Below are 25,394 nucleotides of genomic sequence, written 5' to 3'. Positions count from 1 at the left end.
ATGGACAAGTTCTTAGGCCGCTACGCGGCCGTGGCTTTGGCGTTCCTGATTTCCGGCGGCGCGCAGGCGCAGGTCGTGATCAGCCAGGTATACGGCGGAGGCGGCAATTCCGGCGCCACGCTGAAAAGCGACTTCATCGAATTGCGCAATAACGGCGCCACCGCGGTCGACCTGAGCGGCTGGAGCGTGCAATACGCATCCTCCGCCGGCACCAGCTGGGCGCGTACTCCATTGACCGGCACGATTCCCGCCGGCGGCTACTACCTGATCAAGCAGGCCGACGGCGCCGGCGGCAGCGTCGACCTGCCCACGCCCGACGCGACCGGCACGCTGGCCATGGCCGGCACCGCCGGCAAGGTCGCGCTGGTCAACGACAACCTCTCCCTGGCCGGCGCCTGTCCGGTCGGCGGCGCCAGCGTGATCGACTTCGTCGGTTACGGCACCGCCGCCACCTGCTCGGAGACCGCGCCCACCGCGACGCTGAGCAACTCCACCGCGGCGCTGCGCAAGAACGACGGCGCCACCGACACCGGCAACAACAGCGCCGACTTCAGCACCGGCACGCCGACGCCGCGCAACACCGGCACCACGCCGCCGAACCCGCCGGATCCGCCGGTCGCGCTGACCATCGCCCAGATCCAGGGCGCCGGCCTGCTGTCGGCCTACGACGACAAGCTCGTGGTCACCGAGGGCATCGTCACCGCGCGCAAGTTCAACAACGGCTTCTTCCTGCAGGCCGCCAACGACGACGGCAACCCGGCCACCTCCGAAGCGGTGTTCGTGTTCACCGGCGCCGCGCCGCCGGCCAGCGCCACCGTGGGCAACCGCGTGCGCGTGACCGCCAAGGTCGACGAGTTCACTCCGTCGTCCAACCCGAACCAGCTCAGCATCACCGAACTGGTCTCGCCGACGGTGGAACTGCTGGAAACCGGCGTCGCCCTGCCCGCCGCGGTCGAACTGACCCCGGCCGAGCTTGGCGCCAACGCCACCCCGGGCACGCTGGAACGCCTGGAAGCGATGCGCGTGAGCGTGGCCCAGTCGGTCGCGATTTCCGGCACCGACGGCAACATCGACGAAGACGACGCCAACTCCTCCAGCGACGGCGTGTTCTACGTGCGCCTGCCGGAAGTGGCGGTGCCGTTCCGCGAGCCCGGCATCGGCATCATGGACACCATTCCGATCCCGGCCGGCAAGAACCCGCCGCGCTTCGACACCAACCCCGAACGCCTGATGGTGCGCAGCCGCGGCCAGATCGGCGCGCTGCCGCTGTCGGTCGACGGCCAGACCCAGATTTCCGGCCTGCTCGGCGTGCTCGACTACTTCGCCGGCACCTGGGCGCTGCTGCCCGACACCGCCACGCCGCCGACCTTCGCCGGCGGCAAGCAGCCCGAAGCGGTGGCCGATGCCGGTTACGAAGACATCACCATCGGCGGCTTCAACCTGCTGCGCTTCTTCGACGAAGTGCCGGAAAGCAACGGCGCCCCGACCCTGAAGCCCGAAGCGGTGGACAAGCGCCTGGGCAAGACCTCGGCCGCGATCTGCCAGTACCTGAAGACGCCCGACATCCTGGGCGTGGTCGAAGTCGAGAACATCGGCATCCTCGGCCGCCTGGCCGAGCGCATCAACGCCACCTGCCCCAGCGCGCCGGCCTACGTGCCCTATCTGGTGTCGGGCAACGACCCGGGCGGCATCAACGTCGGCTTCCTGGTCGCCACCCGCGACAACGGCGCCGGCCAGCCGCGCGTGGAAGTGCTCGAGGTGGTGCAGTACGGCAAGGACGCGACCTTCGCCAACCCCAACGGCAGCACCGCCCTGCTCAACGACCGCCCGCCGCTGCTGCTGCGCGCGATCGTGCACCAGGACAACGGCGCCTCGTACCCGATCACGGTGATCGCCAACCACCTGCGTTCGCTCAACGGCATCGACGATGTCGCCGCCGGCGGCAACGGTTGGTCCACCGAGGGCGCGCGCGTGCGCGCCAAGCGCGGCGCGCAGGCGGCCTACCTGGCCGGCCTGATCGAGCAGATGCAGCAGAGCAACCCGAACGAGAAGATCGTGCTGGTCGGCGACTTCAACGCGTTCGAGTTCAACGACGGCTACACCGACGTCCTGGGCATCATCAAGGGCGAGGAAGCCGCCGAAGACCAGGTCCTGACCTACATCGACAGCCCGCTGAGCAGCATCTTCGTCGACGGCTCGCAGCTGATCGCCGATCCGGCCCAGCGCTACTCCTACGTGTTCGAAGGCAATGCGCAGACCCTGGACCACGTGCTGGTCAACGAAGCGCTGGTGATGGACAACGTCGGCCTGTCGGTCGACCACGCCCGCATCAACGCCGACTTCGGCGTGTTCCGCTTCGGCGACGCCAGCCAGCCGCTGCGCGTGTCCGACCACGACCCGGTGCGTCTGGTCCTGAGCGTGCCGGCCTTCCGCAGCGCCGACCTGGCGGCGAGCGCGTCGGCCACTCCGGCTAGCGCCCGCGCCGGCCAGACCGCCACCTACACCGCCGGCGTGTTCAACGCCGGTCCGAACGCGGCCGACGCCGCCGCCGTGGCCTTCGTGTTCGACGCCCTGGTGGCGCCGGTCGCGACCGCGCCGGCCGGCTGGAGCTGCGCCGCGCCGGTGCAGGATGCGACCACCACCACCGTCACCTGCACCACGCCCAGCCTGGCCTCGCAGGCCTCGGCCACGTTCGCGCTGAACGTGGTCCTGCCGGCCCTGGTCAGCGGCACCCCGCTGCGCATGGCGGTGGCCGCGCAGTCGCAGACCCGCGACCCGGCCAACGGCAACAACCAGGCCACGGCGGAAGTCGTGGTGACCACCCTGGCCGACCTGTCGGTGCAGATCGCCGGCGGCGCGCTGCCGGTGCGCAAGGGCGCGATCGCGACCTTCCTGGTGCCGGTGACCAACGCCGGCCCGGACGCCGCGGCCCAGCCCAAGCTGATCCTGACCGGCAACGTCTCGGTCTCGTCGGCGGCGGTCGCCGCCCCGGCCGGCTGGACCTGCGCCCGCACCGCGGTGCCGACCGGCTTCCGCGCCGAGTGCAGCCGCAGCACCGCCATGAACCGCGGCACCCAGTGGTTCGCCTTGGCGGTGGTCGTGCCGGAACGCCCGGCCGTGGGCAGCAGCCTGGTGTTCGACGCGAACATCAGCGCGCAGACCCCGGACCCGGTCGCGAGCAACAACAGCGACAGCATCAGCGTGCAGATCCGTCGCTGATTCGAAACACCGCAACAACGAAAGGGCGCGGCGCGAGCCGCGCCCTTTTTGTTTGTGGGGTACGCAGCGACGCCCCGGCGTTTCCTGTGGGAGCGGCGTGAGCCGCGATTCGCCCCGAACTCGCGGCGTTCCCCACCCTGGGGAAATCGCGACTCACGTCGCTCCCACAGAAGGCGGCCGTGTCGCACCCCTTCCATACGCCAGCGTCCGCGCGGCGCCTAATCCTTTCCGCGGTTTTTTGCATGCCGCAGCGCGCAACGGCGCTTAACACGCCTTTGGGTATCATCTGCCGCACCACGCAACGGCCGCTCGTCAGGGGCCGCTGCGGCAGCGCCAGGTCCGCAGCGAGCCGCACACAGCCGCCACGGACCCAGCCAGTCTGAACGGTCCGCGCGCCGGCACTGGATCCGGGCGGGAAGGTTCGGGCCTCCCCCATCCCCAATTCAGGACTGCCCCGCGATGACCGTCGCCGCGACGTTCGAAATCGAATACCTGCAATACCTCGGCATCGACGGCCAGCCCGTCGCCGAGCTGCCGCCCGCTTTCCGCGACGCCAGCAAGCTGCTGCCGCTGTTCAAGCAGATGCTGTTCGTGCGCGTGTTCGACACCAAGGCCATCGCCCTGCAACGCACCGGCAAGCTCGGCACCTACGCCGCCTGCCTGGGCCACGAGGCCACCCACGTCGGCATCGGCGCCTCGATGCTGCCCGACGACGTGTTCGCGCCCAGCTACCGCGAGTACGGCGCGCAGTTCATGCGCGGCGTGCTGCCGCGCGAAGTGCTGCTGTACTGGGGCGGCGACGAGCGCGGCAACGACTTCTCCGGCCCCAGGAAGGACTTCTCCTGGTGCGTGCCGATCTCGACCCAGTGCCTGCACGCCGCCGGCGCCGCGCTCGCGTTCAAGCTGCGCAAGGAAAACAACCTGGCCGTGGCCTGCTGCGGCGACGGCGGTTCGTCCAAGACCGACTTCTACGCCGCGCTGAACTCGGCCGGCGCCTACCAGCTGCCGCTGATCCTGTGCGTGATCAACAACGGCTGGGCGATCTCGGTGCCGCGTTCGGCCCAGACCGGCGCCAAGACCCTGGCCCAGAAGGGCATCGCCGGCGGCCTGCACTGCCTGCAGGTGGACGGCAACGACCTGATCGCGGTGATGGAAGGCATGCGCCGCGCCGCCGAGCGCGCGCGCAAGGGCGAAGGCGGCAGCGTGATCGAGTTCATGACCTACCGCCTGCACGACCACACCACCGCCGACGATGCCCGCCGTTACCGCGGCGAAGCCGAGGTCAAAGAGGCCTGGACCCGCGACCCGGTGCCGCGCCTGCGCGCCTACCTGACCGCGCAGGGCCTGTGGAGCGAGGACGAAGAGAAGGCCTGGGCCGAGGAATGCGGCAGGAAGGTCGACGTCGAGATCAACGCCTACCTGGAAACCCCGGTGCAGCCGGTGGAGGCGATGTTCGATTACCTGTACGCCGATCCGCCGCCGGACCTGCTCGCCCAACGCGCGGCCGCGCTGGCCCTGGAGGGTCGCCGATGAACGTCGATACCAAAGTGAAGGTCGAGACCGCCAACGCCGTGGCCGCACCGGTCGCGATCACCCTGATCGAAGCCATCACCCAGGCCCTGGCCTACGAGATGCGCGCCGACGAAACCGTGCTGGTGCTGGGCGAGGACGTGGGCGTCAACGGCGGCGTGTTCCGCGCCACCGCCGGCCTGCAGCAGCAGTTCGGCTCCGAGCGCGTGCTCGACACGCCGCTGGACGAGACCACCATCGCCGGCCTCACCGTCGGCCTGGCCGCGCAGGGCATGAAGCCGGTCGCCGAATCGCAGTTCGACGGCTTCGTCTACCCGATGGTCGACCACATCATCTGCCATGCCGCGCGCTTCCGTTACCGCACCCGCGGCCGCCTGCACTGCCCGATGGTGCTGCGGGTGCCGTGGGGCGGCGGCATCCGCGCGCCCGAGCACCACAGCGAGGCCAACGAAGCCATCTTCACCAACGTGCCCGGCCTGCGCGTGGTCATGCCGTCCTCGCCGGCGCGCGCCTACGGCCTGCTGCTGGCCGCGATCCGCGACCCGGATCCGGTGATCTTCATGGAGCCCAAGCGCATCTACCGCCAGTACAAGGAGGTGGTCGCCGACGACGGCGAAGCGCTGCCGCTGGACGTGTGCTACGTGCTGCGCGACGGCAGCGACCTGACCCTGGTCAGCTGGGGCGCGCAGGTCAAGGAGGCCTTGGAAGCGGCCGACAAGCTCGCCGGCGAAGGCATCAGCGCCGAGGTGATCGATGTCGCCACCCTGCGCCCGCTGGACTTCGCCACCATCGCCGAATCGGTCGCCAAGACCGGCCGCTGCGTGATCGTGCACGAGGCGCCCAAGACCGCCGGTTTCGGCGCCGAAATCGCCGCGCGCCTGGCCGAGGAGTCGATGTACGACCTGCTCGCGCCGGTCGAACGCGTCACCGGCTACGACACCCACATCCCGCTGTTCCGCCTGGAAATGAAGTACCTGCCCAGCGTGGAACGCATCGTCGCCGCGGCCAAGCGCGCGCTGGCGGCGGGCTGAGCCCGGGCCTATGCGCCGCGCCCGCGTCGTCGTCGGCCACCGCGTGCCGGATCGGCCGCCGATCCAGGTCGCGCGCGGCCAGCGCGTGACCCTGGGCGATCGCGACCGCGATTGGCCGCAGTTCGTCTGGACCGTGCTCAGCGAGGGCCACGGCGGCTGGGTGCCGGCGGCATTGTTCGACAGCGAACACGGCCCCGCCACCGCGCTCAGCGACTACGACACCCGCGAACTGGCGGCCGAGCCCGACGAAGTGCTGAGCCTGCACTACGAGCTCGCCCAATGGTGGTGGGCCGAGAACGCGCGCGGCGAACAAGGCTGGATCCCGGCGCGCGCGCTGGAGTTCATCGACGAGTCCTCGCCATGACCGAATCGGCTGAGATCAAGCACGACGCGATCAACCTGGCCGACAAGCTCGCCCGCTTCAGCGAGCACTGGTCGCCGCGGGTTATCGCGGAAATGAACGACTACCAGTTCAAGCTGGTCAAGCTGCAAGGCGAATTCGTCTGGCATGCGCACGAGCACACCGACGAGGTGTTCATGGTCGTGCACGGACGCATGCAGATCGGCTTCCGCGACCGCGACGTGGACTTGGGCGAGGGCGAGATGTACGTGATCCCGCGCGGGGTCGAGCACATCACCCGCGCCGAGCACGAATGCCACGCCCTGATCATCGAACCGCGCGGCGTGGTCAACACCGGCCAGGCCGGCGGCGAGCTCACCGCGCGCAACGACGTGTGGGTCTGAACTTTATCCGCCGCGGGCACAGGCCGGCGGCGACCGCATAACCAACGAGACGATCGAACCATGACCGACACCAAAACCTTCCTGCTCCCCGACCTCGGCGAAGGACTGCCCGACGCGACCATCGTCGAATGGGCGGTGAAGGTCGGCGACACGATCCGCCTCGACGACACCCTGGTGTCGATGGAAACCGCCAAGGCGGTGGTCGAAGTGCCTTCGCCGGTGTCGGGCAAGGTGCTCAAGCTGGCCGGCGAAGCCGGCGATATCGTCGTCACCGGCACCATGCTGGCCGAGTTCGAACTCGACCCCAGCCAGCCGCAGCGCGCCGATGGTCAGGACACCGGCCATCACCACGGCGGCGGCCACGCCGCACCGGCCGCGCCCGCGCCGCAAGCCGAAGCCGCACCGGCCAAGGCCGCCGAGGGCGAACGCGCCGACAGCGGCACCGTGGTCGGGGCGATGCAGTCCTCAGACGCGGTGCGCAGCGAACAGGCGGTCGCGGTCGGCGGGGTCAAGGCCATGCCGGCGGTGCGCGCGCTCGCGCGCAAGCTCGGCGTCGACCTCGCCCGCGTGCGCGCGACCGGCGCCGAGGGCGTGGTCACCGGCGACGACGTCAAGCGCGCCGCCGCCGATGGCAGCGCGGTCGCGGGCGCCGCGCCGGCACCGCGCGCGGCCGATCGCGCCGTGGCGCCCGCGCCGGCCGAAGTCGCCGCGCCCGCGCGCAGCGCGCTGTCCGCGGCCGGCCGCCCGATGCGCACCCAGCCGCCGGGCGTCAGCGTCAGCGGCCAGCCCGAACAGCTCAAGGGCGTGCGCCGCAACATGGCGCGGGTGATGGCCGACGCCCACGCCAAGGTCGTGCCGACCACGCTCAGCGACGACGCCGACATCCACGCCTGGGCGCCGGGCAACGACATCACCGGCCGCCTGGTGCGCGCGATCGTCGCCGGCTGCAAGGCCGTGCCGGCGCTCAACGCCTGGTTCGACGGCGACAAGCTCACCCGCACCCTGCATCCGCACGTCGACATCGGCATCGCGGTGGACACCGACGACGGCCTGTTCGTGCCGGCGCTGCGCAACGCCGACGTGCTCGATGCGCGCGGCGTGCGCGAGGCGGTCAACCGCCTGCGCGCGCAGGTCGAGGACCGCAGCATTCCGGCCTCGGAACTCAGCGGCTATACGATTTCGCTGTCCAACTTCGGCATGTTCGCCGGCCGCTACGCCACCCCGGTGATCGTGCCGCCGACCGTGGCCATCGTCGCCGCCGGCAAGGGCCGTCACCAGATGACCCCGGTGATGGGCGGCTTCGAATCGCACAAGGTGATCCCGCTGTCGCTGACCTTCGATCACCGCGCCTGCACCGGCGGCGAAGCGGCGCGCTTCCTCAAGGCGATGCTGGACGATCTGGCGCGGCCGATGTGATCGCGGCGACGGCGCGCGAGGATCGCGGCACGGGCAAGGGCGCGCGCGCGCCATGAACCTGCGCGCGCTCACGCCGATGCTGCGCACGCCGGAGCTGGAAGCGACGATCGCGTTCTACACCCAGGTGCTGGACTTCCGCCTCAGCGCCGGCGATGCCGCCGGCGGCTGGGCCGCGCTGGCGCGCGACGGGGTCGAGCTCATGCTCAGCGACCTCAATGCGCACGAAGGCGACGCGACGCCGGCCTTCACCGGTTCGCTCTACCTGCGCACCGACGATGTCGACGGCTGGTGGCGGCGCCTGCGCGATCGCGCGCGCGTCTGCTATCCGATCGAGGACTTCGGCTACGGCATGCGCGAGTTCGCGATCTACGACAACAACGGCTATCTGCTGCAGTTCGGGCAGCCGATCGCCGCCTTCGACGAGGCCTAGGAGCACCCCATGACCCACCGCAGCCGCCTGGCCGGCTTCATCATCGATTGCGAGACCGGCGACGTCGACCGCGCCGCCGGCTTCTGGAGCAACGCGCTCGGCCTGCCGCTGGGCGACGGCTACGACGAAGACGGCGCCAGCTACGTCGAACTGCGCAACGCGCCCGGCGAGCTGCACGTGGAAGTGCAGAAGGTGGACCACCCTTCGCGCGTGCACCTGGACATCGAGTCCGACGACATCGACGCCGAGGCCGCGCGCCTGGAACGCTTGGGCGCGAAGAAGCTCAAGTTCGTCAAACGCTGGTGGGTGATGGAAGCGCCGACCGGCCACCGATTCTGCGTGGTGCGCATGAAGCACCCAGAGCGCGGCGCGCCGCCCAAGGTCTGGGACTGATCGCGACGGCCGCAATCGCCCCTCCGGCGCGCGCCGGCGGCGAGATCGGAGCGCGCGGCTTCAAGCCGCGGCGCTCTCCGCGGTGGTCGGACCGATCACCTGTTTCACCTGCGCCACGCGCGTGACCGGAAAACCGCCGAGTTCGCCGTGGCGACGGATGCTGGCCTCGTCGGGCGCGATATAAACGCAGTAGATCTTGTCGTCGGTCACGAACGACTCCTGCCACTGCACTTTCGGACCCATGCCGTCCAGCACTTCGCAGGACTTGCGCGCGATCGCCTGCAACTCGGCGCCGTTGAGCGCGCCGGCGCCGACCAGGTCGCGTTCGATGATGTATCTGGGCATGACACGCCCTCGGAAGCGCGTGCCGACGTCCGGTGTCCGGCTACGCGGACCGCGATCGCGGCGGGCTCCACCCGCCGCCGCCTGCGCCTGAGCGCAAGCCCAGTCTGCGCCCGCGCTCGCAGCCCGGCAAGCCTCAGTCGCGCTGCGGGGTGTCGTCGGCGACCACGCGGTCGCGGCCCAGGTTCTTGGCCCGGTACAGGGCCTGGTCGGCGCGGTCGAACACGCGCTCGGGGGTGTCGCGGCCGGGCTCGCCCGCGGCCACGCCCACCGACACCGACAGGGCGAACGGCAGCGAGGAACGCGCGACCCGGTCGCGGATGCGTTCGGCGATTTCGTAGGACTGCGCCAGGCGCGCGTCCGGCAGCACGATCAGGAATTCCTCGCCGCCGTAGCGCACCGCGATGTCGCTCTGCCGCACGCTGGACGCGACCGCGTCGGCCACCGCGCGCAGGGCGCGATCGCCGAGCAGATGGCCGTAACGGTCGTTGACCTGCTTGAAGTGATCCACGTCCAGCAACAGCAGCGCGTAGGGCGCGCTTTCCAGGCGCCGCATCGCCTGCGGGCTTGCGCGCAACTGCGCCAGGGCGGCGCGGTTGAGCAGCCCGGTCAGGGCGTCGTGGCTGGCGCTGTACTGCAACTCGTCGTGACGGCGCTGCAGATCGGCCTGGGCGTCCTCCAGCCGGCGCGCGAAGGCTTCGCGTTCGTGCAGCAGGCGCCGCTGCTCCATCGCGTAACGGCGCAGCTCGAGCAGGTGCTGGGTCTGGCGCGCCAGCACTTCCAGGCCGTCGCGCTGGGCGGGACGCAGCTCGCGCGGCTGGCTGTCGAGCACGCAGATCGTGCCCAGCGCATGGCCGTTGGGACTCAACAGCGGTACACCGGCGTAGAAACGCAGCGGGCGGCCGTCGATGCTGACCACGCGCGTGCTGAAGCGCGGATCGTCGGCGACGTCGCGCACGATCAGGGTCTGATCCGGCGTGCGGATCGCATGGTCGCAGATCGCCAGCGCGCGAGGCGTCTGCGTCTGGTCCAGGCCGACGCGCGCCTTGAACCACTGGCGGTCGCGATCGATCAGCGAGATCGCCGCCGCCGGCGCGTCGCACAGCGTCGCGGCCAGGCGCACCAGGTCGTCGTAGGCTTGTTCGGAAACGCTGTCCACCACCGCGTAGGCGTCGAGCGCGTCCTGGCGCTGAGCCTCGTCGGTGGGCGCCGGAACGGCGCGTAGGCGGGGAAGGGACATCGAGGGGTACCGGAGAGACCCTTGCAGGCTACCGGTCCCGGCACCGGCGTCTTGTGACCGCCCTCACAGCTGCCGGGGCGGTAGCGCGCCGGTTAAGGCTGCGGCCATTCAGCCTGCTGAATTCGCGCCCGATCCGGTCAATGTCGGTCCAGCCAGACCTCCAGGCCCTGGGCATTGAGTTCGATGTCCACCCCCAGCAGGGCGCGTGCCTGGGCGGCGTCCAGCGCGCTGCCGTGCGCGGTCGCGCGCGCGACATAGAGCTCGCCCAGCGACGCGACCAGCCGCGCATGCCGATCCGCGTGACCGTCGGCCGCGCGCGCCAGCGCGACCATGGCGTCGATCTGCTCGATCAGCTCGTCGGCCAGGCGCGCGACGTCGCCGACCGGACCGTAGTGGGTGAGCCGCATGGTCTCGGGCTCGTACGCGAGCAATTTGCGGATCGAGGCCTGCAGCGCCTCGGGTTCGAATTGCACCGGCGTGCTGGTCGGAATCGCGAGCGCGCCGCGCGCGCTGTCGAACTCGCGGTAGGACAGGCCGAAGGTATCGCCGGTGAACCAGCTGCGGCTGCGCTGGTCCCACAGGCACAGGTGATGGCGCGCATGCCCGGGCGTGTCCATGCACAGCAGCGCGCGCCCGGCCAGGTCGATCCGGTGACCGTCGCCGGCCGCCACCACGCGCTCGGCCGCGACCGGCAGGATCTCGCCGTAACTGCGCGCGATCTCCTCCGCGCCGTAGACCGCGGTCGCGCCCGCGACCAGGCGCGCAGGGTCGATCATGTGCGGCGCGCCGCGCGGATGCACGGCCAGGCGCGCGTTCGGCAGGCGCCGCATCAGCGCGCCCGCGCCGCCGGCATGGTCGAGATGGACGTGGGTCAGGATCAACCAGTCGACGTCTTCCGGCGCCAGCCCCTGCGCCGCCAGCGCCGCCAGCAGCGCCGGCACCGAATGCTGGGTGCCGCAATCGACGAAGGCCGCGCGGCCCTGCTCGACGATCAGATAGGCGGCATCGAAGGCCGGCCGATGGAAACCGGTGTCGATGGTGACGATGCCGTCGCTCATGAGCGCGGGTCCGCTAAGGATGGAGCCTCAGTCTAGGCCGCGCGAGCACAGGATGCGACGCGAGACGCCTTGTCCGCCACGCAGTCCAGATCCAACCCGCAGGATGCGGTGAGCCAAAGGCGAACCGCATCGCCGCCGCTCCCGCGAAGCGTGGAACCCACGCCTCGACGCGCTCCCGCACGCAGCTGTATCGGCAAAACGACTTCGAACGGCCTCTCCTGCCCCGCCCTCAGCCCTCTTCCACCGCGAACTGCGCCAAGGCCTCCACCACTTCGGCCAGCTCCACGCCTTCGTGCAGGTGCCCGACCAATTCCTCGCCCGCATGCACCGCCGCGTTCTCCGCGCGATGCAGCGCCGCCCCGCCCTCGGCCTTGAGGCGGCCGATCAGCTGGCCGGCGGTGCGCGCCGACTCGTGTCCCACGCTCTGCAGCAGCACGCGGTCGCCGTCGACCAGCTTGAAGTAGAACCTGCCGTCGCTCTCGCGGTACTGCTTGAAGCTGGGCGCGGCCGCCTTGACGGCCTTCTTGCGCTCGCCCGTCGCCACCTGCGACAGATCGCGCAGGCCCACCGCCGCGCGCAGCGACTGCATGAAGGGCACGCCGTGGGTCGCGCGCACGCGCTGGGCGCCGTCGCGCAGGATGGCCTCGATTTCGGCCGGCTTGGCCATCAGCGTCTCGTACTTCTCGCGCAGCGGCGCCACTTCGGCGTCGATGCGCTCGAACAGCGCCTGCTTGGCCTCGCCCCAGGCGATGCCGTCGGCGAACGCCGCGCGCATCCGCTCGGTCTCGGCGCCGCTGGCGAAGGCCTGGTAGAGCTGGAACACGTTGGAGCCTTCGGCGTCCTTGGCCTCGCCCGGCGCGCGCGAGTCGGTGACGATGGAATAGATCAGCTTCTTCAGCGTCTCGCGCGGGGCGAACAGCGGGATGGTGTTGTCGTAGCTCTTGCTCATCTTGCGGCCGTCCAGGCCCGGCAGGGTCGCCACGTTCTCCTCGATCGCGGCTTCGGGCAGGACGAAGTGCTCGCCGTACAGATGATTGAAGCGCTGGGCGAAATCGCGCGCCATCTCGATATGCTGGATCTGGTCGCGGCCCACCGGCACCTTGTTGGCGTTGAAGACCAGGATGTCGGCCGCCATCAGCACCGGATACATGAACAGTCCGGCGGTGATCGCCGCATCGTCGTCCTCGCCCTCGGCGCGGTTGCGGTCGACCGCGGCCTTGTAGGCGTGGGCGCGGTTGAGGATGCCCTTGCCGGCCACGCAGGTCAGGAACCAGGCCAATTCGGGGATCTCGACGATCTCGCTCTGGCGGTAGAACCAGACCTTGTCCGGCTCCAGCCCGCAGGCCAGCCAGCTCGCGGCGATCTCCAGCGTCGAGCGCTGCACGCGCTCGGGTTCCTGCACCTTGATCAACGCATGCAGGTCGGCGAGGAAGTAGAAGCTCTCCACCCCCGGCGTGCGGCTGGCGGCGACCGCCGGGCGGATCGCGCCGACGTAGTTGCCCAGATGGGGAGTACCGGAGGTGGTGATGCCGGTCAGGACGCGGGTCGGAGTCATTGCGGGCCAGGATGGAGCATGGCCCGCCAGTTTACCCGCTGGCCCCGGCCGCCGTGGCCGCGCCCGCCGGGCCGCCGAAGCTGAGCGCACGGCAACGGCCGGGCCGCCCGCGCGCGCACTTAACCCCGCCGCCGATGCCGGTGCGTTCGCAGCAGTGCCCACCCCGGAGAACCCGCCATGTTCCGCTCCCTAGTCCTGCTGGCCGGCGCCCTGATCGCCGCCACCGCCTGCGCACCGCTGTCGGCACGCCCCCTGGTCGATGTCGCCGTGATCGACCGCGACGCCGGCGATTGGCTGCCGACCTACCCCCATCGCGGCCAGCAGTGGATCGCCGGCGCCCCCGGCCACCGCTACGCCGTGCGCCTGACCAACACCAGCGACCAGCGCGTGCTGGTGGTGCTGTCCGTGGACGGCGTCAACGCCGTCACCGGCCAGAACGCCCATCCCTCGCAGGCCGGCTACGTGCTCGAACCCTGGCAGAGCACCGAGATCAACGGCTGGCGCAAGTCGATGGAGGACGTGGCCCAGTTCGTCTTCACCGACCTGCCCGACAGCTACGCCGCGCGCACCGGCCGCCCCGACAACGTCGGCGTGATCGGGGTGGCGGTGTTCGAGGAGGCCAGGCCGGTGTATCGCTACGACTACCCCGTGCCGATCGCGCGCGGCGAACGCGAAGCCGACGGCCGCTACCGCGCCGGCAACGACGCGGCCAAGGCCGCCGCGCCCGCCGCGGCGGAATCGCGCAGCGCCGATGCCATGGCCACGCAGTCGATCGGCACCGGTCACGGCCAGCGCGAGTGGTCGCCGGTGTCGCACACCGGATTCACGCGTGCGTCGCGCTCGCCGTCCCAGGTCACCCAGCTGCGCTACGACGACTACCACACCCTGGTCGCGCGCGGCGTGCTGCCGCGCTACCCGCGCTATCCGGACTATCGCAATCGCGAGCCGCGCGCCTTCCCCAACGGCTTCGTCGCCGACCCGCCGCGCTGGTGAGCGCAAAGCGATGGGCCGGGTTCGCACCCGGCCCATCGCCTTGAGTATCTCGCAATCGTCCTACGCCGGCCCGCAGGGGCCGGCGCTCGGGTTTCCCCGAACGGAAGGATCAGACCGTCAGTTCAGGGTTTTCTCGAAATCGCGCACTTCCTTCTCGGCGCGATCGCGCTCCCAGCCGTAACGCTCCTGCAGCTTGCCGGCGAGGTACTTGGCATCGCCCTGCGCCACGTCGAACACGTCGTCGGTGAGGTCGCCCCACTTCGCCTGGGCCTGGCCCTTAATCTGCGTCCACTTGCCCGCGATGATGTCTTTGTTCATCAGTCTGTCCTCGATCTCGTTGGGGGAGAGCGGCGCGCTGGAATCCGCACCGCCCGTGCAGCATCGCAAGCGGCGCATTCGCATCAGGTCGCGATTGCGTTAGCCCGATCTTGATGAGGGTGAACGCGATGAACGCTTCATCGGGCGATCCGCAGATTCGATGAATGCGCGCCATCGGCGCCCGCGCGGATGAGATCGCCTGGACGGACGGCGCGCTCGAAACCGCGCAAAGAGAAAGGCCGGATCGCTCCGGCCTTTCTGGCTTACCGAAATCGCGGCGCGATCACTTGCCGTCGCGCACTTCCTCGGCCTTTTCCTCGACCTTTTCGCCGGCCTTCTGCACGTCCTTGCCGGCGCCGGCAACGGTGTTGCAGGCGGTCAGGGTGCCCATCGAAAACAGGGCGAGCAGCAGCAGGGCAGTCAGACGCTTCATTGAATTCTCCTTAGGTCGGTAGAACCGGTCGCTGATACGTTCGGACGCGTCGTCCGGCGGCGCGACCTTGAGGAAATGAGACGTGAGACGGCGTGAAGCCGGTGTGGAATCGCCGCTTTGGGGTCTGCCGCGGTTCATGCTCGGCGGAGCCGCCTCGTTCAGTCGCGCATCAGCGTGGACTTGCCGAACAGGCTCTCGACCAGGTCCACCGACAACTTGGCGGTGCGATTGCGCTTGTCCAGCACCGGATTGAGTTCGACGATGTCCAGCGAGGCCAGGCGGCCGCTGTCGGCGATCATCTCCATCACCAGCTGCGCTTCGCGGTAGTTGGGGCCGCCCGGCACCGTGGTGCCCACGCCCGGCGCGATGCTGGGATCGAGGAAATCGACGTCGAAGCTCACGTGCAGGTGGGTGTTGTCGTCGATGCCCTCCAGGGCCTCCTCCATCACCCGCTTCATGCCGATCTCGTCGATGTAGCGCATGTCGTAGACGTCCAGGCCGTGCTCCTTGATCAGCTGCTTCTCGCCCGGATCGACCGAGCGGATGCCGATCTGGCGGATGTCCTCGGCGCGCATCGCCGGCGCTTCGCCGCCCAGCGTGGTCAGCGCCTCCGGGCCGATGCCGCACAGGCAGGCCACCGGCATGCCGTGCACGTTGCCCGAGGGCGTGACCTGGCTGGTGTTGAAGTCGGCGTGCGCGTCCAGCCACAGCACGCGCAGCTGCTTGCCGGTCTCGCGGCAGTGGCGCGCGACCGCGGTGATCGAGCCCAGGCCCAGACAGTGGTCGCCGCCGAGCAGGATCGGCATGCGGCCCTCGCGCAGTTCGGCCGCGACCGCGTCCATCACCAGGCGGTTCCAGGCCACCACTTCGGGCAGATGCCGGTAACCGTCGACCGGCTTCTGCCAGGGATTGCGCGGGCCGTCGAGATTGCCGCGATCGATCACGTCGACGCCGCGCTTGAGCAGGGCCTCGCCGAGACCGGCGATGCGCAGGGCTTCAGGCCCCAATCGCGCGCCACGGTGGCCGGCGCCTACGTCGGTGGGCGCGCCGATCAGCGAAACCGGGGGATAGCTGCGACTCATGATGATCTCCTGACCCTGCCGGCGAGCGGCATCGAATGCGATGGCGGGCAGCCGCGGGGCCGCCCCGACCGGCCGCGCTTCGCGGGGAAGCGCGCCGGACCGAGCCCGCATTGTCGCACTCCGACGGCCGCAACAGCCGCGCGCGCGAGCCCGATTCGCGCGTTCGCGGCGCAAGCCGGCACACCGCCTTGGGGTAGCCTAGACGCGGCCTGAAGGGCGGCGGGAGCGCGACATGACGGGATACGAGTGGACTCGCTGATCACCGCCGCGGCGCGCGCGCTCGCGGCCGGCGACGCGCTGCTCGCCCTGAAGTACGTGGCGCTGCGCGAGGATGCGTCCGCGCTGGCCCTGCGCGGCATCGCCATGGCCCAGCTCGGCGACCTGGAGCGCGCCAAAGGGCTGGTGCGGCGCGCGGCGCGCGCGTTCGGCCCCAGAGAAGCGGTGGCGCGGGCGCGCTGCGTGCTGGCCGAAGCCGAGATCGCCTTCGCCGCGCGCGAACTGGGCTGGCCCGAACAGACCCTGGACGCCGCACGCGCGACCCTGGAGCGCCACGGCGATCGCGTCAACGCCGCGCACGCGCGCCAGCTCGCGATCCGCCGCCTGCTCCTGATCGGCCGCCTGGACGAGGCCGAACGCGCGCTGGCCGAGCTCGACCCCGCGCCCCTGCCGCCCGCATCGCGCGCCGTGCACGAACTGGTGCTGGCCGGCATCGCCATGCGGCGCCTGCGCACGCGGCCCGCGCGCGCGGCCCTGGCCCGTGCCGAACAGGCCGCGCGCAGCGCCGGCATCCCCGCATTGCGGGCCGAAGTCGAAAGCGCACAGGCCATGCTCGAGGCGCCGGCCGCGCGCCTGCTCGAGCACGGCGCGGCGCGGCCGCTGCGGTTGCAGCAGGTCGAAGCGCTGCTGTCTTCGGATGCCTTCGTGATCGACGCCTGCCGGCATGCCCTGCGCGACGGACGCGAGCGCGTGTCGCTGGCCACCCGTCCGGTGTTGTTCGCGCTGGCGCGCGCGCTCGGCGAAGCCTGGCCCGCCGACGTCGCCCGCGATGCGCTGATCGCGCGAGCATTCGGTTTCAAGCGCATCGACGAGACCCACCGCGCGCGCCTGCGCGTGGAGATCGGACGCCTGCGCGCGATCCTGCGCCCGCTGGCCGAGGTGAACGCGACCGCGCGCGGCTACACGCTGCGTCCGCGCCGCGCCCGTCGCCTGGTGGTGCTCGCGCGGCCGGTCGAGGAAAAGCACGCGGCCTTGCTCGCCTTCCTCGCCGACGGCGAATCCTGGTCGAGTTCGGCGCTGGCGCTGGCCATGGGCGCGAGCCAGCGCAGCGTGCAGCGCGCGCTCGACGCCCTGGCGGCGGCGGGCAAGGCGCAGTCCTTCGGCCGCGGGCGCGCGCGCCGCTGGACCACGCCGCCGCTGCCCGGATTCGCGACGAGCTTGTTACTCCCCGCCGTGCCGTAGTTGCCTTAGGGTGGAGCCATGAAAACTTCCAACGCAGACATCGTACGAGAGTACGGCCCGTTCCCCGGCACGGACACCGTGCACGGGGTCACCTTCGACGGCGCCAACGTGTGGTTCGCGAGCGGCGACTCCCTGCAGTCCTTCGATCCCGACAGCGGCCTGGTCCAACGCTCGATCGACACCGTCGCGCACGCAGGCACCGCCTTCGACGGCCGCCATCTGTTCCAGCTGGCGCAGGACCGCATCAAGAAGATCGACCCGGCCACCGGCGCCGTGCTCGCGACGATCCCGGCCCCCGGCCAGGGCGGTGACTCGGGCATGACCTGGGCCGAAGGCTCGCTCTGGGTCGGCCAATACCGCGATCGCAAGATCCACCAGGTCGATCCCGACACCGGCCAGATCCTGCGCACGATCGAAGCCAACCGCTACGTCACCGGCGTCACCTGGGTCGACGGCGAGCTCTGGCACGGCACCTGGGAAGGCGACGAAAGCGAACTTCGCCACATCGACCCCGACAGCGGCGAAGTGCTCGAACGCCTGGAAATGCCGGCGGGCGCGATGGTCTCCGGCCTGGAATCCGACGGCGGCGACCGCTTCTACTGCGGCGGCGGCAACAGCGGCAAGGTGCGCGCGGTACGGCGTCCGCGCTGAGCGTCGCCCGAGGCCCCGGTCGCACGCGACCGGGGACGGGTCGAACCGGGCCGCGAAGCGGCCGTGTCCTGGCGAATGCCGCCGACGATCCCCGGCATCGAAACCGACCGCCTCAGTCCATCCATTCCCCCGGCGTCATCGCTTGGATGACGATGCCGGTGTCGCGCGCGGCCTGACGCAGGCGTCCGATCGGATCGTCGACCTCCACGTACTCGTCCAGGCCGGACACGCCGTAGTGGATGGGCACCAGGCGGCGCGCGCCCAGGATGGTCGCCGCGGCCACCGCCTGCTCCGGCGTCAGCACCCCGGGCAGGCCGCTGACCGGCTTGCGCCAGCCGAAGCGTGCGCCGTTGACCGGCAGGAAGACCGCGTCGAACGGCCCGAACTGGCGGCCGATCCGCCACCAATGGCCGTGCCAGAGCGTGTCGCCGGCATGGAAGATGCGCCGGCCGCCGGCCGACACCACCCAGGACACCTGCGGATCGCCGTAGCCGTCCGAAGCGGGCACCGGCGTGGCGGTGAAATCGCCCAGCAGCTGCGGCTCCCACAGCGGGCTGGGCCGCGCGCGCGCGTTCTTGGGCACGGGCAAGGGATTGGTTCCGGCCGGATGCACCAGGGCGCCGCCCTTGCTCAAGGCATCGGCCACCGCCATCGCGTCGAAATGATCGGGATGCGCATGGGTGATGAGCACGTAGCTGTCGCCCACCGGGTCCTTGACCGGAATCAGCGCGTCCTTCAGCGCCGCGCCCCAGGCCTCGGGATTGATCAGGGGATCGATGAACAAGGTCGCGTCCGGCAACTGCAGGCGTATGCCCGCCCAGGCCAGCCGCTGGATGCGCAAGCCGCCTGCGGCGGCGGCCGCCAGCACGCGTCCGCCCGGCAACAGGCCGGCGGCGGCCACGCCGACGCAGCCGGCCAGGAACCGCCTGCGGCCGATGCCGCGCGCCGGCGCGCTCATGCGCGCACCGCCCGTGCGGCGATCGCCGCATCCAACTCGAAAACCGACTGCGCGACGATGGCCTCCAGGTTGCGCTGGTGCCATTCGCGCTCGAACGCCACCGGCTCCACCTGCGGCGCCACGCAGGCCTCGATCGGGATCGCGGCGATGCGCGCGTCGATCTCCGCCGCGGCCGTCTCGGCGCGGATGCGCACGACCGCATCCTGCAAGCGGTCCAGGTAATAGCGCGCGTGGTCGAGCACCTCGGCGGGGAAACGCCCCATGTGCCCGCCGATCACCGTGCCGCGGCCGAGTTGGCGTATCCGGGCGATCGCGGCGCGTATCGACTCGGGATCGGCCTTGGACAGGTAGACGATGTTGCCGACGATGTTGTCGCCCGCGCAGACCAGGTCGGCGCTGGGCACGTCGATGCTGACGTGGTCCATGGTCTTGCCGGGGTTGTGCAGCAGGCGCAGCCGGTGCGGCCCCCACTGCAGGCTCATCTCGCTGTCGAACACCAGCTTGGGCTCGCGATAGAACGCGTCGACGCGACGGTTCTGCGACAGAAAGCCGTGGCGGTGGTGGCGCTGCGCGATCGTCAGCGCCTGCGGGAACAAGCTCAGGCCCGCCATGTGGTCGCTCATGTAATGCGTCGCCACCACCACCCGCACCGTCTTGCCCATGTCCGCGCACAAGCTGCGCTGCAAGCACTGCGCGTCCCGCTCGGAGCCCAGCGTATCGACCAGCAGCGCGTCGTCGCCGTCGAGGAAGGCGGTGGCGACCGACTGATAGTCGTCGCCGACGAACATCAGCACCTGCGGAGCCAAAGTTTCCAATCGCATCGCGGCCGCCCTGGGTATAGAGGCAGGCATCATTGCCAGCGCCCGCGGGCGCGACAAACGAGATGTTTTCGCGATCACGTTAGAAAATTTAACTTGATAAGATGCGCTCCGGCATCCGACCAGCCGAGGCGACCGTGAAGCCCCGCCACTCCGCTCCGCTCAACGCCCTGCGCGCCTTCGAAGCGGCCGCGCGCTGCCTGAGTTTCCAGGGCGCGGCCGCGCAGTTGTTCGTGACCCCGGCGGCGGTCAGCCACCAGGTCAAGCACCTGGAGGCCTACCTCGGCGTGAAGCTGTTCCAGCGCGGCCATCGCTCGGTCGAACTGACCGCAGACGGCCAGGCCCTGGCCGCGTCCCTGGGCGAAGTGTTCGGCCTGCTGGATCTGGCCCTGGACCGCGCCTTGGCGCCCACGGTCGCCGACCTGCGCGTGAGCACCGTGGAATCCTTCGCCGCGAAATGGCTGGCGCCGCGCTTGCATCGCTTCCATCGCGACCATCCCGAGCTGCGGCTGCGCATCGAGACCGGCAACGAGCACAGCGACTTCGTCCGCGACGGCACCGATGTCGCGATCCGCTACGGCACCGGCGGCTACAGCGGCGTCGACGCCGAGCGCTTGCTGGACGCGCCGGTGTTTCCGGTCTGCGCACCCGCCTTGCGAGACGACGATGCCCGCCCGCTGGCGACGCCCGACGACCTGCGCCGGCACACCCTGCTCCACGACGACAGCGCGCTCGGCCGCGCCGGCGTGCCCGCCTGGCCGGCCTGGCTGCAGGCCGCCGGCGCCCAGCGCGTGGACGCCGATCGCGGCCCGGTGTTCGCAAGCATCTACCTGGCCCAGGAGGCCGCGGTGGCCGGGCACGGCGTCGCCCTCGGCGTCGCCCCGCTGGTCGAAGAGGACCTGCAACGCGGCCGCCTCATTCGCCCCTTCCAGTTCGCGCAGCCCAACGCCTACGCGTTCTGGATCGTGCGCCGTCCACGCGCCGAGCCGCATCCGCAGGTCGACGCGTTCTGCGCCTGGTTGCGCAAGGAAGCGGCGGCGTAGGCGGCTGAGCATGCGTTCGGTGCGGTGCCTGCTGCCGACTGCCGCGGCAAGTGACGGCCCCAACCGACATGCCGAGACCCACGATTGACGCGCATCCATTCACGAACCGAGACAGTGCGTTTCCTATGAATTACATCGCGCAAGCACATCGCCCGTTTCCCGCGCCGATGGAGGGAAATACGGTTGGCGCCTTCTTCGAGAGGATCGACGACGGCGGCGCAACGTCCTTCTATCTGATCATCCGTCCCCGACGGTACCTGACCGCCCGGGATCGGGAACTGATCGATCAGGGCCGCTTTTCGCTGGATGAGTTGCATCCGGAAGTACTCAGGCTCGGCAGGACGCCCGCGCCCGAAACCCTCTGGCTGTATGAATTGGAGTCGTTCAAAGTCGCTCGTGAACATCATGGCGATCAAGACGCGTTCAACGACAACGCAACGGACTACAGATCCGAGATATTCGACGATCTGGCGTCGCTGCTGGACCACTGCCGAAAGGAATTCGGCGTTTCCGCGTCCGATTTCAAGAAGAGCGACGCCACGAATTATCCCTAAGCGCTGCGCCTCATGAGCATGGCGCCCCCGCCTCAGCGCTCCTGAACTGCCTCGTGGAAAGGCCACAAAACCCCGATCAAGCCTGAGACCGTTCCTGCCCTGACCGGCGTTACGCCGATCTATCCAACGGCCGGATCGGCAGCGTCGCCCGCAACGGTCGTACGCACGTTGCGGCACTTCTGGGGACCGTCCTTTGGTGCCGGCAGTCAGAATCGAACTGACGACCTACCGCTTACAAGGCGGTTGCTCTACCAACTGAGCTATGCCGGCGAAGGGCGCTATTCTAGCCCGTGCACGTCTCCGGTGGCGGATCGGCAGGCGGATGCGGCCTGGAAATGCGACTGTCGCGGCGGCTCAGCGCAGCTTCGCGCAGTCGATGCCGCGGCGCTGCACCGCGATCGCGGCCTGGGCGGCGTCGGGATCGAAGCCCTCGCCGGCGACCACGTCCAGCCAGGTGCTGGCGCGGGCGTCGCCCAGCGGCTCGGCCTGGGCGGCGAAGCCGGCCGCGTTCAGGGCCTGCGCGCGTTTGCGCGCGGCGTCTTCGGTGCGGTAGCGGCCCAGCGCGATCGCGTTGGCTTCGGCGCCGTCGGCGACCACGAAGTAATCGTCGAAGCCGGCCGCGGCGATGCGCTGCGCGACCGCCTGCGCCTGCTCGCGCGCGGGCTGCGGCGGCAGCAGCACGCGCCAGCCGCGCGCGGGCGCGGCGCGTTGTTCGCGCACGCCGATGCGCTGCGCCAGCGGCTGCAGGTATTGGCGCGCGGACCCGGCGAGGTCGGCGCTTTCGAAGGGACCGAAGCTGTAGCAGCGTGCGTTCTTGGCGACGGCCGCCTCGGGTTCCGGCGCCGGCGTATCGGCGGCGGGCGTCTCGGCCACCGCCGCGGCAGGCGGCGACGCGGGCGCGGAAGCGGGCTGGGCCGGCGACGTCGCGGTCGCATCGCGCAGCCCGGCCGCGTTCGCCTCGCGCGCCGGGCCTGCGCTAGCGCGCGCGGCCGGCGCATCGCGTTCGTCCAGCAACTGCAGCCGCGCCACGCCCAGCGGCGGCGCTTCCGGCGCAGGCGGCGGCGACGGCGCGCGCAAGCCCCACCACGCGCTCACGCCGAGGTTGAGCGAGAACAACAGAACGAGCAGCGCACGGACCAGCATGGCGCGATTCTATGCCCTGGGCCGCATGCCCTCCCAGTTCGCCCGGGCATCGAAGGCGCACGTTGCGACGCGCGTCATATTCGTTGCGTGCGCGCTTGCATCGCGGTGGCATTCGTCACGCAGACGCCCTGGCGTCGTTGGCATCGATTGGCACATCGCTCATGCGCTACGCGCGTATCGACACGATGCGCAAGCGACCGAATCGCCGCCGCGCCATTGGCCGCGCTCAGTTGGCCGGAGCGGCCGACGCGGTTTCGGGGATGGTGGCGACTGCGACCGGTACTGTTGGCGCAAGCGCGGGTTTGGCGGCAGCGCGCGAGGGCGACGCGGTCTCGCTCAACAGGCGCAGCGGCGCGACTCCGGCGGCAGGCGCGGCGGGCGCGAGCGCGGCGACGGGCTGGCGTTGCCACCACCACGCGGCGACGCCCAGGTTCAGCACCAGCAGCAGGACGATCAGGGCGCGCAGCAGCATGGGCCGGGTTCCGGGCGGATCACGCACCGATTCTAGGCAGCAATGGCGCCCGTCGGCACGCGTCCGCCCGCCGGACGGGCGCTTGCAGGGATCAGGCGGCAGCGCCGACCGGATCGGCGCCGTCGCGCTCGACCGCGGCCCAGATCGCCAGCCCGTCCAACACCAGTCCCGGTGCCGGCACGGCCTCGCGCAAATGCGGCAGCAGGGCCTCGGCGCCGCCGCCGTGCAGCAGCAATCGCGGGCGCCGGCCCAGGCGTTGCTGGGCGGCGTCCAGGCTGCGTTCGATCAGCGCCAGCGCCGCGCCGTCGCAGCCCGAGGCCAGGGCGTCTTCGGTGTCGGCGGCGAAATCGACGTAGCCGCCCCCGCTTTCGGGCAATTGCGCCGCGCGCGCGTGCAGGGCCTCGCGCATCAGGGTCGGCGAGGGCGCGATGCGGCCGCCCAGGTGCAGGCCGTCGGCATCCAGCAGGTCCACGGTCAGGGCGGTGCCGACGCCGCAGATCAAACTCGCGCCCTCGCCGCGCGCATGAGCGCCGAGCAAGGCCAGGAAACGGTCGACGCCGAGCTTGCGCGGATCGGCGTAGGCGATGCGCACCGCGCCCAGGCGCGCCTGGGTGCGCGCGACCGCGATGCGCGTGCAGCGCGCGGTCAGCGCGTCCAGCACCGCCAGACGCAGGCCGGGCGCGGCCACGCTGGCCAGGTAGGCGACCTCGATGCGCGCGGGCAAGGCCTGGGCGAGCGCGGCGGCGACGTCGTCCTCGCGATGCGGCAGCGCCAGCGCGGCGCCGGCGCGGCCGTCGGCCTGCAGCGGCGCGCATTTGAGGCGGGTATTGCCGAGGTCGAACAGCCACGCGCTCATGCGCCCGCTCCGGGCGCGCGGCGCACGCTGACTTCGCCGGCATGGAAACTCTGCAGCGAACCGTCCCCCAGGCGCACGCGCAGGGCGCCGTCCTCGGCCAGGCCCAGGGCGACGCCGTCCTGGCGCTGGCCGTTGCCGCCGTGGACCGCGATCGCCGCGCCCGCCAGCGCGTCCAAGTCCGCATAGCGCGGCAGGAACGGCGCCAGCCCGTCGGCGTCGAATTCGTCCAGCGCCGGCAGCAGGCGCGCCAGCAGCGCCGCCGCGACCGCATCGCGTGCGGGCGCCACGCCGGCGCTCAACGCGGTCAGGTCGCACCAGGGTTGATCGATCGCCGCCGCTGCGGCGACCGGCATGCGTACGTTGAGCCCCAGGCCGATCACCGCGCGCACCGGCCCGGCGTGTTCGCCGCCGCCTTCGATCAGCAGGCCGCCGAGTTTGCGCAGGCCCTGCGCGCCGGGCACGACCAGATCGTTGGGCCATTTCAGGCGCACACCGGCGTAGCCCAGGGCGTGCAGGGCCTCGACCGCGGCGATGCCGGCGACCAGGCTCAGGCCGCCCAGGCGCGCGAGGCCGCCGCCGAAGCCGCGCGCCAGCGACAGGTACAGATGCGCGGCCAACGGCGAGGCCCATTCGCGTCCGCGCCGGCCGCGGCCGCCGGTCTGGCGCTCGGCCAGCAGTACCGTCGCGCCCTGCGCGGGCGTGGCCCGGCGCAGCAGTTCGCTGTTGGTGGAATCGATGCTCCAGGCCACTTCGAGCCCGGCCAGGCGCGCGCGTTCGCTCGCGGGCAGGGCCGCCACGATCGCCCCGGCATCGAGCAGATCCAGCGGCTGACTCAGGGCATAACCGCGACCGGGCTTGGCCTCGATCGCGACCCCGGCCTCGCGCAGCGCCTCGATGCGCTTCCACACCGCGGCCCGGGTCTGCCCGGACACGCGCGCGAGCGCGTCGCCCGAGACCGGGCCGGCGATCAGTCGTTGCAGCAGCGCGCGCTCGTCCATCAGCCGCGCCGCAAACGATGCAGCAGGCGCGCCCGCGCGAAACGCGATTCGGTGCCCGCGCGCAGGCGCGCGAGATTGCCGCGATGGGTGAACACGATCAGCAGCGCGGCGGCGCAGGCGAACCACAGCCGCGGCTCGCCGGCCTCGCTCCACCAGGCCAGCAAGGGCAGGCACAGCGCCGCCAGCACGGTCGCCAGGCCGACGTAGCCGCTGAGCACCAGGGTCGCGATCCACACCATCAGCAGCGGCGGCAGCGCGAACGGCCACAGCACCAGCAGGCCGCCGACCGCGGTGGCCGCGCCCTTGCCGCCGCGCAGCCCGTGCCACAACGGCCAGACATGGCCGACGATCGCCGCGAACGCGGCCAGGTAGCCGTGCGCGGTCACGCTCAGCGCGCTGGCCACCGGCGCATAGCGCAGCGTCAGCCAGGCCGCGAGCGCGCCCTTGCCGATATCGATCGCGACCACGCCCAGGGCGAAGCGCAGGCCCTGGGTGCGGAAGGCGTTGGTGCCGCCGGCGTTGCCGCTGCCCTGCTGGCGGATATCGACGCCGCGCAGGCGCCCCAGCAGCAGGCTGCCGGACAGCGAGCCGAGCAGGTAGGCGGCGAGGATCAGCGCGTAGCTCAGCGGCGCGATCGAGGACAGGGACAGGGACGACAT

General features: G+C 71.0%; 27 protein-coding genes and 1 tRNA gene. 13 read left to right on the top strand and 15 right to left on the bottom strand.

The genetic code is table 11. From position 1 onward, the window contains the following. The 8 genes from V1318_RS06310 (at nt 1) to V1318_RS06275 (ending at nt 8,763) form a co-directional block, all read left to right on the top strand. Nucleotides 1–3,219, top strand: coding sequence for a lamin tail domain-containing protein (locus V1318_RS06310; RefSeq protein ID WP_332938705.1), 3,219 nt, complete (start codon nt 1–3; stop codon nt 3,217–3,219). Between the two features lie 459 nt (nt 3,220–3,678). Beyond that, nucleotides 3,679–4,752 carry a pyruvate dehydrogenase (acetyl-transferring) E1 component subunit alpha gene (gene pdhA, locus V1318_RS06305; RefSeq protein WP_332938703.1) on the top strand — a complete coding sequence of 358 codons (1,074 nt, stop codon included), beginning with the start codon at nt 3,679–3,681 and terminating at the stop codon, nt 4,750–4,752. After that, a complete protein-coding gene (locus V1318_RS06300) occupies nt 4,749–5,780 on the top strand; it encodes an alpha-ketoacid dehydrogenase subunit beta (RefSeq protein WP_332938702.1) in 1,032 nt (343 codons plus the stop codon). The genes pdhA and V1318_RS06300 overlap by 4 nt, the downstream gene beginning before the upstream one ends. 10 nt (nt 5,781–5,790) lie before the next feature. Beyond that, a complete protein-coding gene (locus V1318_RS06295; protein ID WP_332938701.1) occupies nt 5,791–6,144 on the top strand; it encodes an SH3 domain-containing protein in 354 nt (117 codons plus the stop codon). Next, complete coding sequence (locus V1318_RS06290; protein ID WP_332938699.1) at nt 6,141–6,524, top strand: cupin domain-containing protein; 384 nt, start codon at nt 6,141–6,143, stop codon at nt 6,522–6,524. Before V1318_RS06295 ends, V1318_RS06290 begins: the two co-directional genes overlap by 4 nt. A gap of 60 nt (nt 6,525–6,584) precedes the next feature. Next, the gene (locus V1318_RS06285) at nt 6,585–7,940 is read left to right on the top strand and encodes a dihydrolipoamide acetyltransferase family protein (protein WP_332938697.1); all 1,356 of its coding nucleotides are present in this window, start codon (nt 6,585–6,587) and stop codon (nt 7,938–7,940) included. A 52-nt stretch (nt 7,941–7,992) separates the two neighbouring features. Beyond that, nucleotides 7,993–8,370 carry a VOC family protein gene (locus tag V1318_RS06280; protein ID WP_332938695.1) on the top strand — a complete coding sequence of 126 codons (378 nt, stop codon included), beginning with the start codon at nt 7,993–7,995 and terminating at the stop codon, nt 8,368–8,370. A gap of 9 nt (nt 8,371–8,379) precedes the next feature. Beyond that, a complete protein-coding gene (locus tag V1318_RS06275; protein WP_332938693.1) occupies nt 8,380–8,763 on the top strand; it encodes a VOC family protein in 384 nt (127 codons plus the stop codon). 60 nt (nt 8,764–8,823) lie between these two features. Here V1318_RS06275 and V1318_RS06270 read toward each other — a convergent pair whose 3' ends face one another. The 4 genes from V1318_RS06270 to V1318_RS06255 all read right to left on the bottom strand — a co-directional run bounded on the left by V1318_RS06270 (nt 8,824) and on the right by V1318_RS06255 (nt 12,958). Then, nucleotides 8,824–9,108, bottom strand: a complete 285-nt coding sequence (locus V1318_RS06270; protein WP_332938691.1) for a DUF4242 domain-containing protein — start codon at nt 9,106–9,108, stop codon at nt 8,824–8,826. A 133-nt stretch (nt 9,109–9,241) separates the two neighbouring features. After that, complete coding sequence (locus V1318_RS06265; protein WP_332938689.1) at nt 9,242–10,345, bottom strand: sensor domain-containing diguanylate cyclase; 1,104 nt, start codon at nt 10,343–10,345, stop codon at nt 9,242–9,244. 137 nt (nt 10,346–10,482) lie between these two features. Next, entirely contained in the window at nt 10,483–11,403 is a 921-nt protein-coding gene (locus V1318_RS06260) for an MBL fold metallo-hydrolase (RefSeq protein WP_332938688.1), read from the bottom strand. A 229-nt stretch (nt 11,404–11,632) separates the two neighbouring features. After that, nucleotides 11,633–12,958 (bottom strand): tryptophan--tRNA ligase, encoded by a 1,326-nt coding sequence (locus V1318_RS06255; protein WP_332938687.1) that lies wholly within the window; start codon nt 12,956–12,958, stop codon nt 11,633–11,635. 177 nt (nt 12,959–13,135) lie between these two features. Between V1318_RS06255 and V1318_RS06250 the strand changes: the two genes are divergently transcribed. Further along, nucleotides 13,136–13,951, top strand: a complete 816-nt coding sequence (locus tag V1318_RS06250) for a hypothetical protein (protein WP_332938685.1) — start codon at nt 13,136–13,138, stop codon at nt 13,949–13,951. Between the two features lie 117 nt (nt 13,952–14,068). On the opposite strand, the gene V1318_RS06245 is transcribed toward V1318_RS06250, so the two are convergent. From V1318_RS06245 to rocF, 3 genes are all read right to left on the bottom strand, one after another. Then, a complete protein-coding gene (locus tag V1318_RS06245; protein ID WP_332938684.1) occupies nt 14,069–14,269 on the bottom strand; it encodes a CsbD family protein in 201 nt (66 codons plus the stop codon). A gap of 283 nt (nt 14,270–14,552) precedes the next feature. Beyond that, nucleotides 14,553–14,702 carry an entericidin A/B family lipoprotein gene (locus tag V1318_RS06240; RefSeq protein ID WP_056178681.1) on the bottom strand — a complete coding sequence of 50 codons (150 nt, stop codon included), beginning with the start codon at nt 14,700–14,702 and terminating at the stop codon, nt 14,553–14,555. 158 nt (nt 14,703–14,860) lie between these two features. Continuing rightward, nucleotides 14,861–15,784, bottom strand: coding sequence for an arginase (rocF, locus tag V1318_RS06235; RefSeq protein ID WP_332938681.1), 924 nt, complete (start codon nt 15,782–15,784; stop codon nt 14,861–14,863). A gap of 246 nt (nt 15,785–16,030) precedes the next feature. Here rocF and V1318_RS06230 point away from each other — a divergent pair, with 246 nt between their 5' ends. Together V1318_RS06230 and V1318_RS06225 are read left to right on the top strand one after the other, a co-directional pair. After that, nucleotides 16,031–17,242 (top strand): helix-turn-helix domain-containing protein, encoded by a 1,212-nt coding sequence (locus V1318_RS06230; RefSeq protein WP_332938679.1) that lies wholly within the window; start codon nt 16,031–16,033, stop codon nt 17,240–17,242. Between the two features lie 18 nt (nt 17,243–17,260). Continuing rightward, the gene (locus tag V1318_RS06225) at nt 17,261–17,893 is read left to right on the top strand and encodes a glutamine cyclotransferase (protein ID WP_332938677.1); all 633 of its coding nucleotides are present in this window, start codon (nt 17,261–17,263) and stop codon (nt 17,891–17,893) included. Between the two features lie 112 nt (nt 17,894–18,005). Here V1318_RS06225 and V1318_RS06220 read toward each other — a convergent pair whose 3' ends face one another. Both V1318_RS06220 and V1318_RS06215 read right to left on the bottom strand, forming a co-directional pair. Further along, nucleotides 18,006–18,851, bottom strand: a complete 846-nt coding sequence (locus V1318_RS06220) for an MBL fold metallo-hydrolase (RefSeq protein WP_332938675.1) — start codon at nt 18,849–18,851, stop codon at nt 18,006–18,008. After that, nucleotides 18,848–19,672, bottom strand: a complete 825-nt coding sequence (locus tag V1318_RS06215; RefSeq protein ID WP_332938673.1) for an MBL fold metallo-hydrolase — start codon at nt 19,670–19,672, stop codon at nt 18,848–18,850. Before V1318_RS06215 ends, V1318_RS06220 begins: the two co-directional genes overlap by 4 nt. Nucleotides 19,673–19,806: 134 nt before the next feature. Between V1318_RS06215 and gcvA the strand changes: the two genes are divergently transcribed. Together gcvA and V1318_RS06205 are read left to right on the top strand one after the other, a co-directional pair. Continuing rightward, nucleotides 19,807–20,712, top strand: coding sequence for a transcriptional regulator GcvA (gcvA, locus tag V1318_RS06210; protein ID WP_332938672.1), 906 nt, complete (start codon nt 19,807–19,809; stop codon nt 20,710–20,712). A 125-nt stretch (nt 20,713–20,837) separates the two neighbouring features. After that, complete coding sequence (locus V1318_RS06205) at nt 20,838–21,266, top strand: hypothetical protein (protein WP_332938671.1); 429 nt, start codon at nt 20,838–20,840, stop codon at nt 21,264–21,266. A gap of 194 nt (nt 21,267–21,460) precedes the next feature. Here V1318_RS06205 and V1318_RS06200 read toward each other — a convergent pair. The 6 genes from V1318_RS06200 to plsY form a co-directional block, all read right to left on the bottom strand. Next, nucleotides 21,461–21,536: transfer RNA gene (locus V1318_RS06200), tRNA-Thr, on the bottom strand. A gap of 84 nt (nt 21,537–21,620) precedes the next feature. Beyond that, nucleotides 21,621–22,409: an SPOR domain-containing protein gene (locus tag V1318_RS06195; RefSeq protein ID WP_332938669.1), complete on the bottom strand. Its 789-nt coding sequence runs from the start codon at nt 22,407–22,409 to the stop codon at nt 21,621–21,623. Between the two features lie 226 nt (nt 22,410–22,635). Then, nucleotides 22,636–22,881 (bottom strand): hypothetical protein, encoded by a 246-nt coding sequence (locus V1318_RS06190; protein ID WP_332938667.1) that lies wholly within the window; start codon nt 22,879–22,881, stop codon nt 22,636–22,638. 91 nt (nt 22,882–22,972) lie between these two features. After that, nucleotides 22,973–23,737 carry a type III pantothenate kinase gene (locus tag V1318_RS06185; protein ID WP_332938666.1) on the bottom strand — a complete coding sequence of 255 codons (765 nt, stop codon included), beginning with the start codon at nt 23,735–23,737 and terminating at the stop codon, nt 22,973–22,975. Next, nucleotides 23,734–24,735 carry a bifunctional biotin--[acetyl-CoA-carboxylase] ligase/biotin operon repressor BirA gene (birA, locus tag V1318_RS06180; RefSeq protein ID WP_332938665.1) on the bottom strand — a complete coding sequence of 334 codons (1,002 nt, stop codon included), beginning with the start codon at nt 24,733–24,735 and terminating at the stop codon, nt 23,734–23,736. The genes V1318_RS06185 and birA overlap by 4 nt, the downstream gene beginning before the upstream one ends. Beyond that, nucleotides 24,735–25,394 carry a glycerol-3-phosphate 1-O-acyltransferase PlsY gene (gene plsY, locus V1318_RS06175; RefSeq protein WP_332938663.1) on the bottom strand — a complete coding sequence of 220 codons (660 nt, stop codon included), beginning with the start codon at nt 25,392–25,394 and terminating at the stop codon, nt 24,735–24,737. Before plsY ends, birA begins: the two co-directional genes overlap by 1 nt.

The organism is Lysobacter sp. CCNWLW3, from assembly GCF_036697405.1.
Lineage (GTDB): Bacteria > Pseudomonadota > Gammaproteobacteria > Xanthomonadales > Xanthomonadaceae > Lysobacter.
The sequence above is the reverse complement of the archived record's forward strand: the minus strand, read 5'-3'. Positions and strand labels throughout refer to the sequence as shown.

Bases quoted from the DNA above. Each gene is read 5' to 3' on its own strand.
- V1318_RS06310 (WP_332938705.1), top strand. From the start codon at position 1: ATGGACAAGTTCTTAGGCCGCTACGCGGCCGTGGCTTTGGCGTTCCTG.
- pdhA (WP_332938703.1), top strand. From the start codon at position 3,679: ATGACCGTCGCCGCGACGTTCGAAATCGAATACCTGCAATACCTCGGC.
- V1318_RS06300 (WP_332938702.1), top strand. From the start codon at position 4,749: ATGAACGTCGATACCAAAGTGAAGGTCGAGACCGCCAACGCCGTGGCC.
- V1318_RS06295 (WP_332938701.1), top strand. From the start codon at position 5,791: ATGCGCCGCGCCCGCGTCGTCGTCGGCCACCGCGTGCCGGATCGGCCG.
- V1318_RS06290 (WP_332938699.1), top strand. From the start codon at position 6,141: ATGACCGAATCGGCTGAGATCAAGCACGACGCGATCAACCTGGCCGAC.
- V1318_RS06285 (WP_332938697.1), top strand. From the start codon at position 6,585: ATGACCGACACCAAAACCTTCCTGCTCCCCGACCTCGGCGAAGGACTG.
- V1318_RS06280 (WP_332938695.1), top strand. From the start codon at position 7,993: ATGAACCTGCGCGCGCTCACGCCGATGCTGCGCACGCCGGAGCTGGAA.
- V1318_RS06275 (WP_332938693.1), top strand. From the start codon at position 8,380: ATGACCCACCGCAGCCGCCTGGCCGGCTTCATCATCGATTGCGAGACC.
- V1318_RS06270 (WP_332938691.1), bottom strand. From the start codon at position 9,108: ATGCCCAGATACATCATCGAACGCGACCTGGTCGGCGCCGGCGCGCTC.
- V1318_RS06265 (WP_332938689.1), bottom strand. From the start codon at position 10,345: ATGTCCCTTCCCCGCCTACGCGCCGTTCCGGCGCCCACCGACGAGGCT.
- V1318_RS06260 (WP_332938688.1), bottom strand. From the start codon at position 11,403: ATGAGCGACGGCATCGTCACCATCGACACCGGTTTCCATCGGCCGGCC.
- V1318_RS06255 (WP_332938687.1), bottom strand. From the start codon at position 12,958: ATGACTCCGACCCGCGTCCTGACCGGCATCACCACCTCCGGTACTCCC.
- V1318_RS06250 (WP_332938685.1), top strand. From the start codon at position 13,136: ATGTTCCGCTCCCTAGTCCTGCTGGCCGGCGCCCTGATCGCCGCCACC.
- V1318_RS06245 (WP_332938684.1), bottom strand. From the start codon at position 14,269: ATGAACAAAGACATCATCGCGGGCAAGTGGACGCAGATTAAGGGCCAG.
- V1318_RS06240 (WP_056178681.1), bottom strand. From the start codon at position 14,702: ATGAAGCGTCTGACTGCCCTGCTGCTGCTCGCCCTGTTTTCGATGGGC.
- rocF (WP_332938681.1), bottom strand. From the start codon at position 15,784: ATGAGTCGCAGCTATCCCCCGGTTTCGCTGATCGGCGCGCCCACCGAC.
- V1318_RS06225 (WP_332938677.1), top strand. From the start codon at position 17,261: ATGAAAACTTCCAACGCAGACATCGTACGAGAGTACGGCCCGTTCCCC.
- V1318_RS06220 (WP_332938675.1), bottom strand. From the start codon at position 18,851: ATGAGCGCGCCGGCGCGCGGCATCGGCCGCAGGCGGTTCCTGGCCGGC.
- V1318_RS06215 (WP_332938673.1), bottom strand. From the start codon at position 19,672: ATGCGATTGGAAACTTTGGCTCCGCAGGTGCTGATGTTCGTCGGCGAC.
- V1318_RS06205 (WP_332938671.1), top strand. From the start codon at position 20,838: ATGAATTACATCGCGCAAGCACATCGCCCGTTTCCCGCGCCGATGGAG.
- V1318_RS06195 (WP_332938669.1), bottom strand. From the start codon at position 22,409: ATGCTGGTCCGTGCGCTGCTCGTTCTGTTGTTCTCGCTCAACCTCGGC.
- V1318_RS06190 (WP_332938667.1), bottom strand. From the start codon at position 22,881: ATGCTGCTGCGCGCCCTGATCGTCCTGCTGCTGGTGCTGAACCTGGGC.
- V1318_RS06185 (WP_332938666.1), bottom strand. From the start codon at position 23,737: ATGAGCGCGTGGCTGTTCGACCTCGGCAATACCCGCCTCAAATGCGCG.
- birA (WP_332938665.1), bottom strand. From the start codon at position 24,735: ATGGACGAGCGCGCGCTGCTGCAACGACTGATCGCCGGCCCGGTCTCG.
- plsY (WP_332938663.1), bottom strand. From the start codon at position 25,394: ATGTCGTCCCTGTCCCTGTCCTCGATCGCGCCGCTGAGCTACGCGCTG.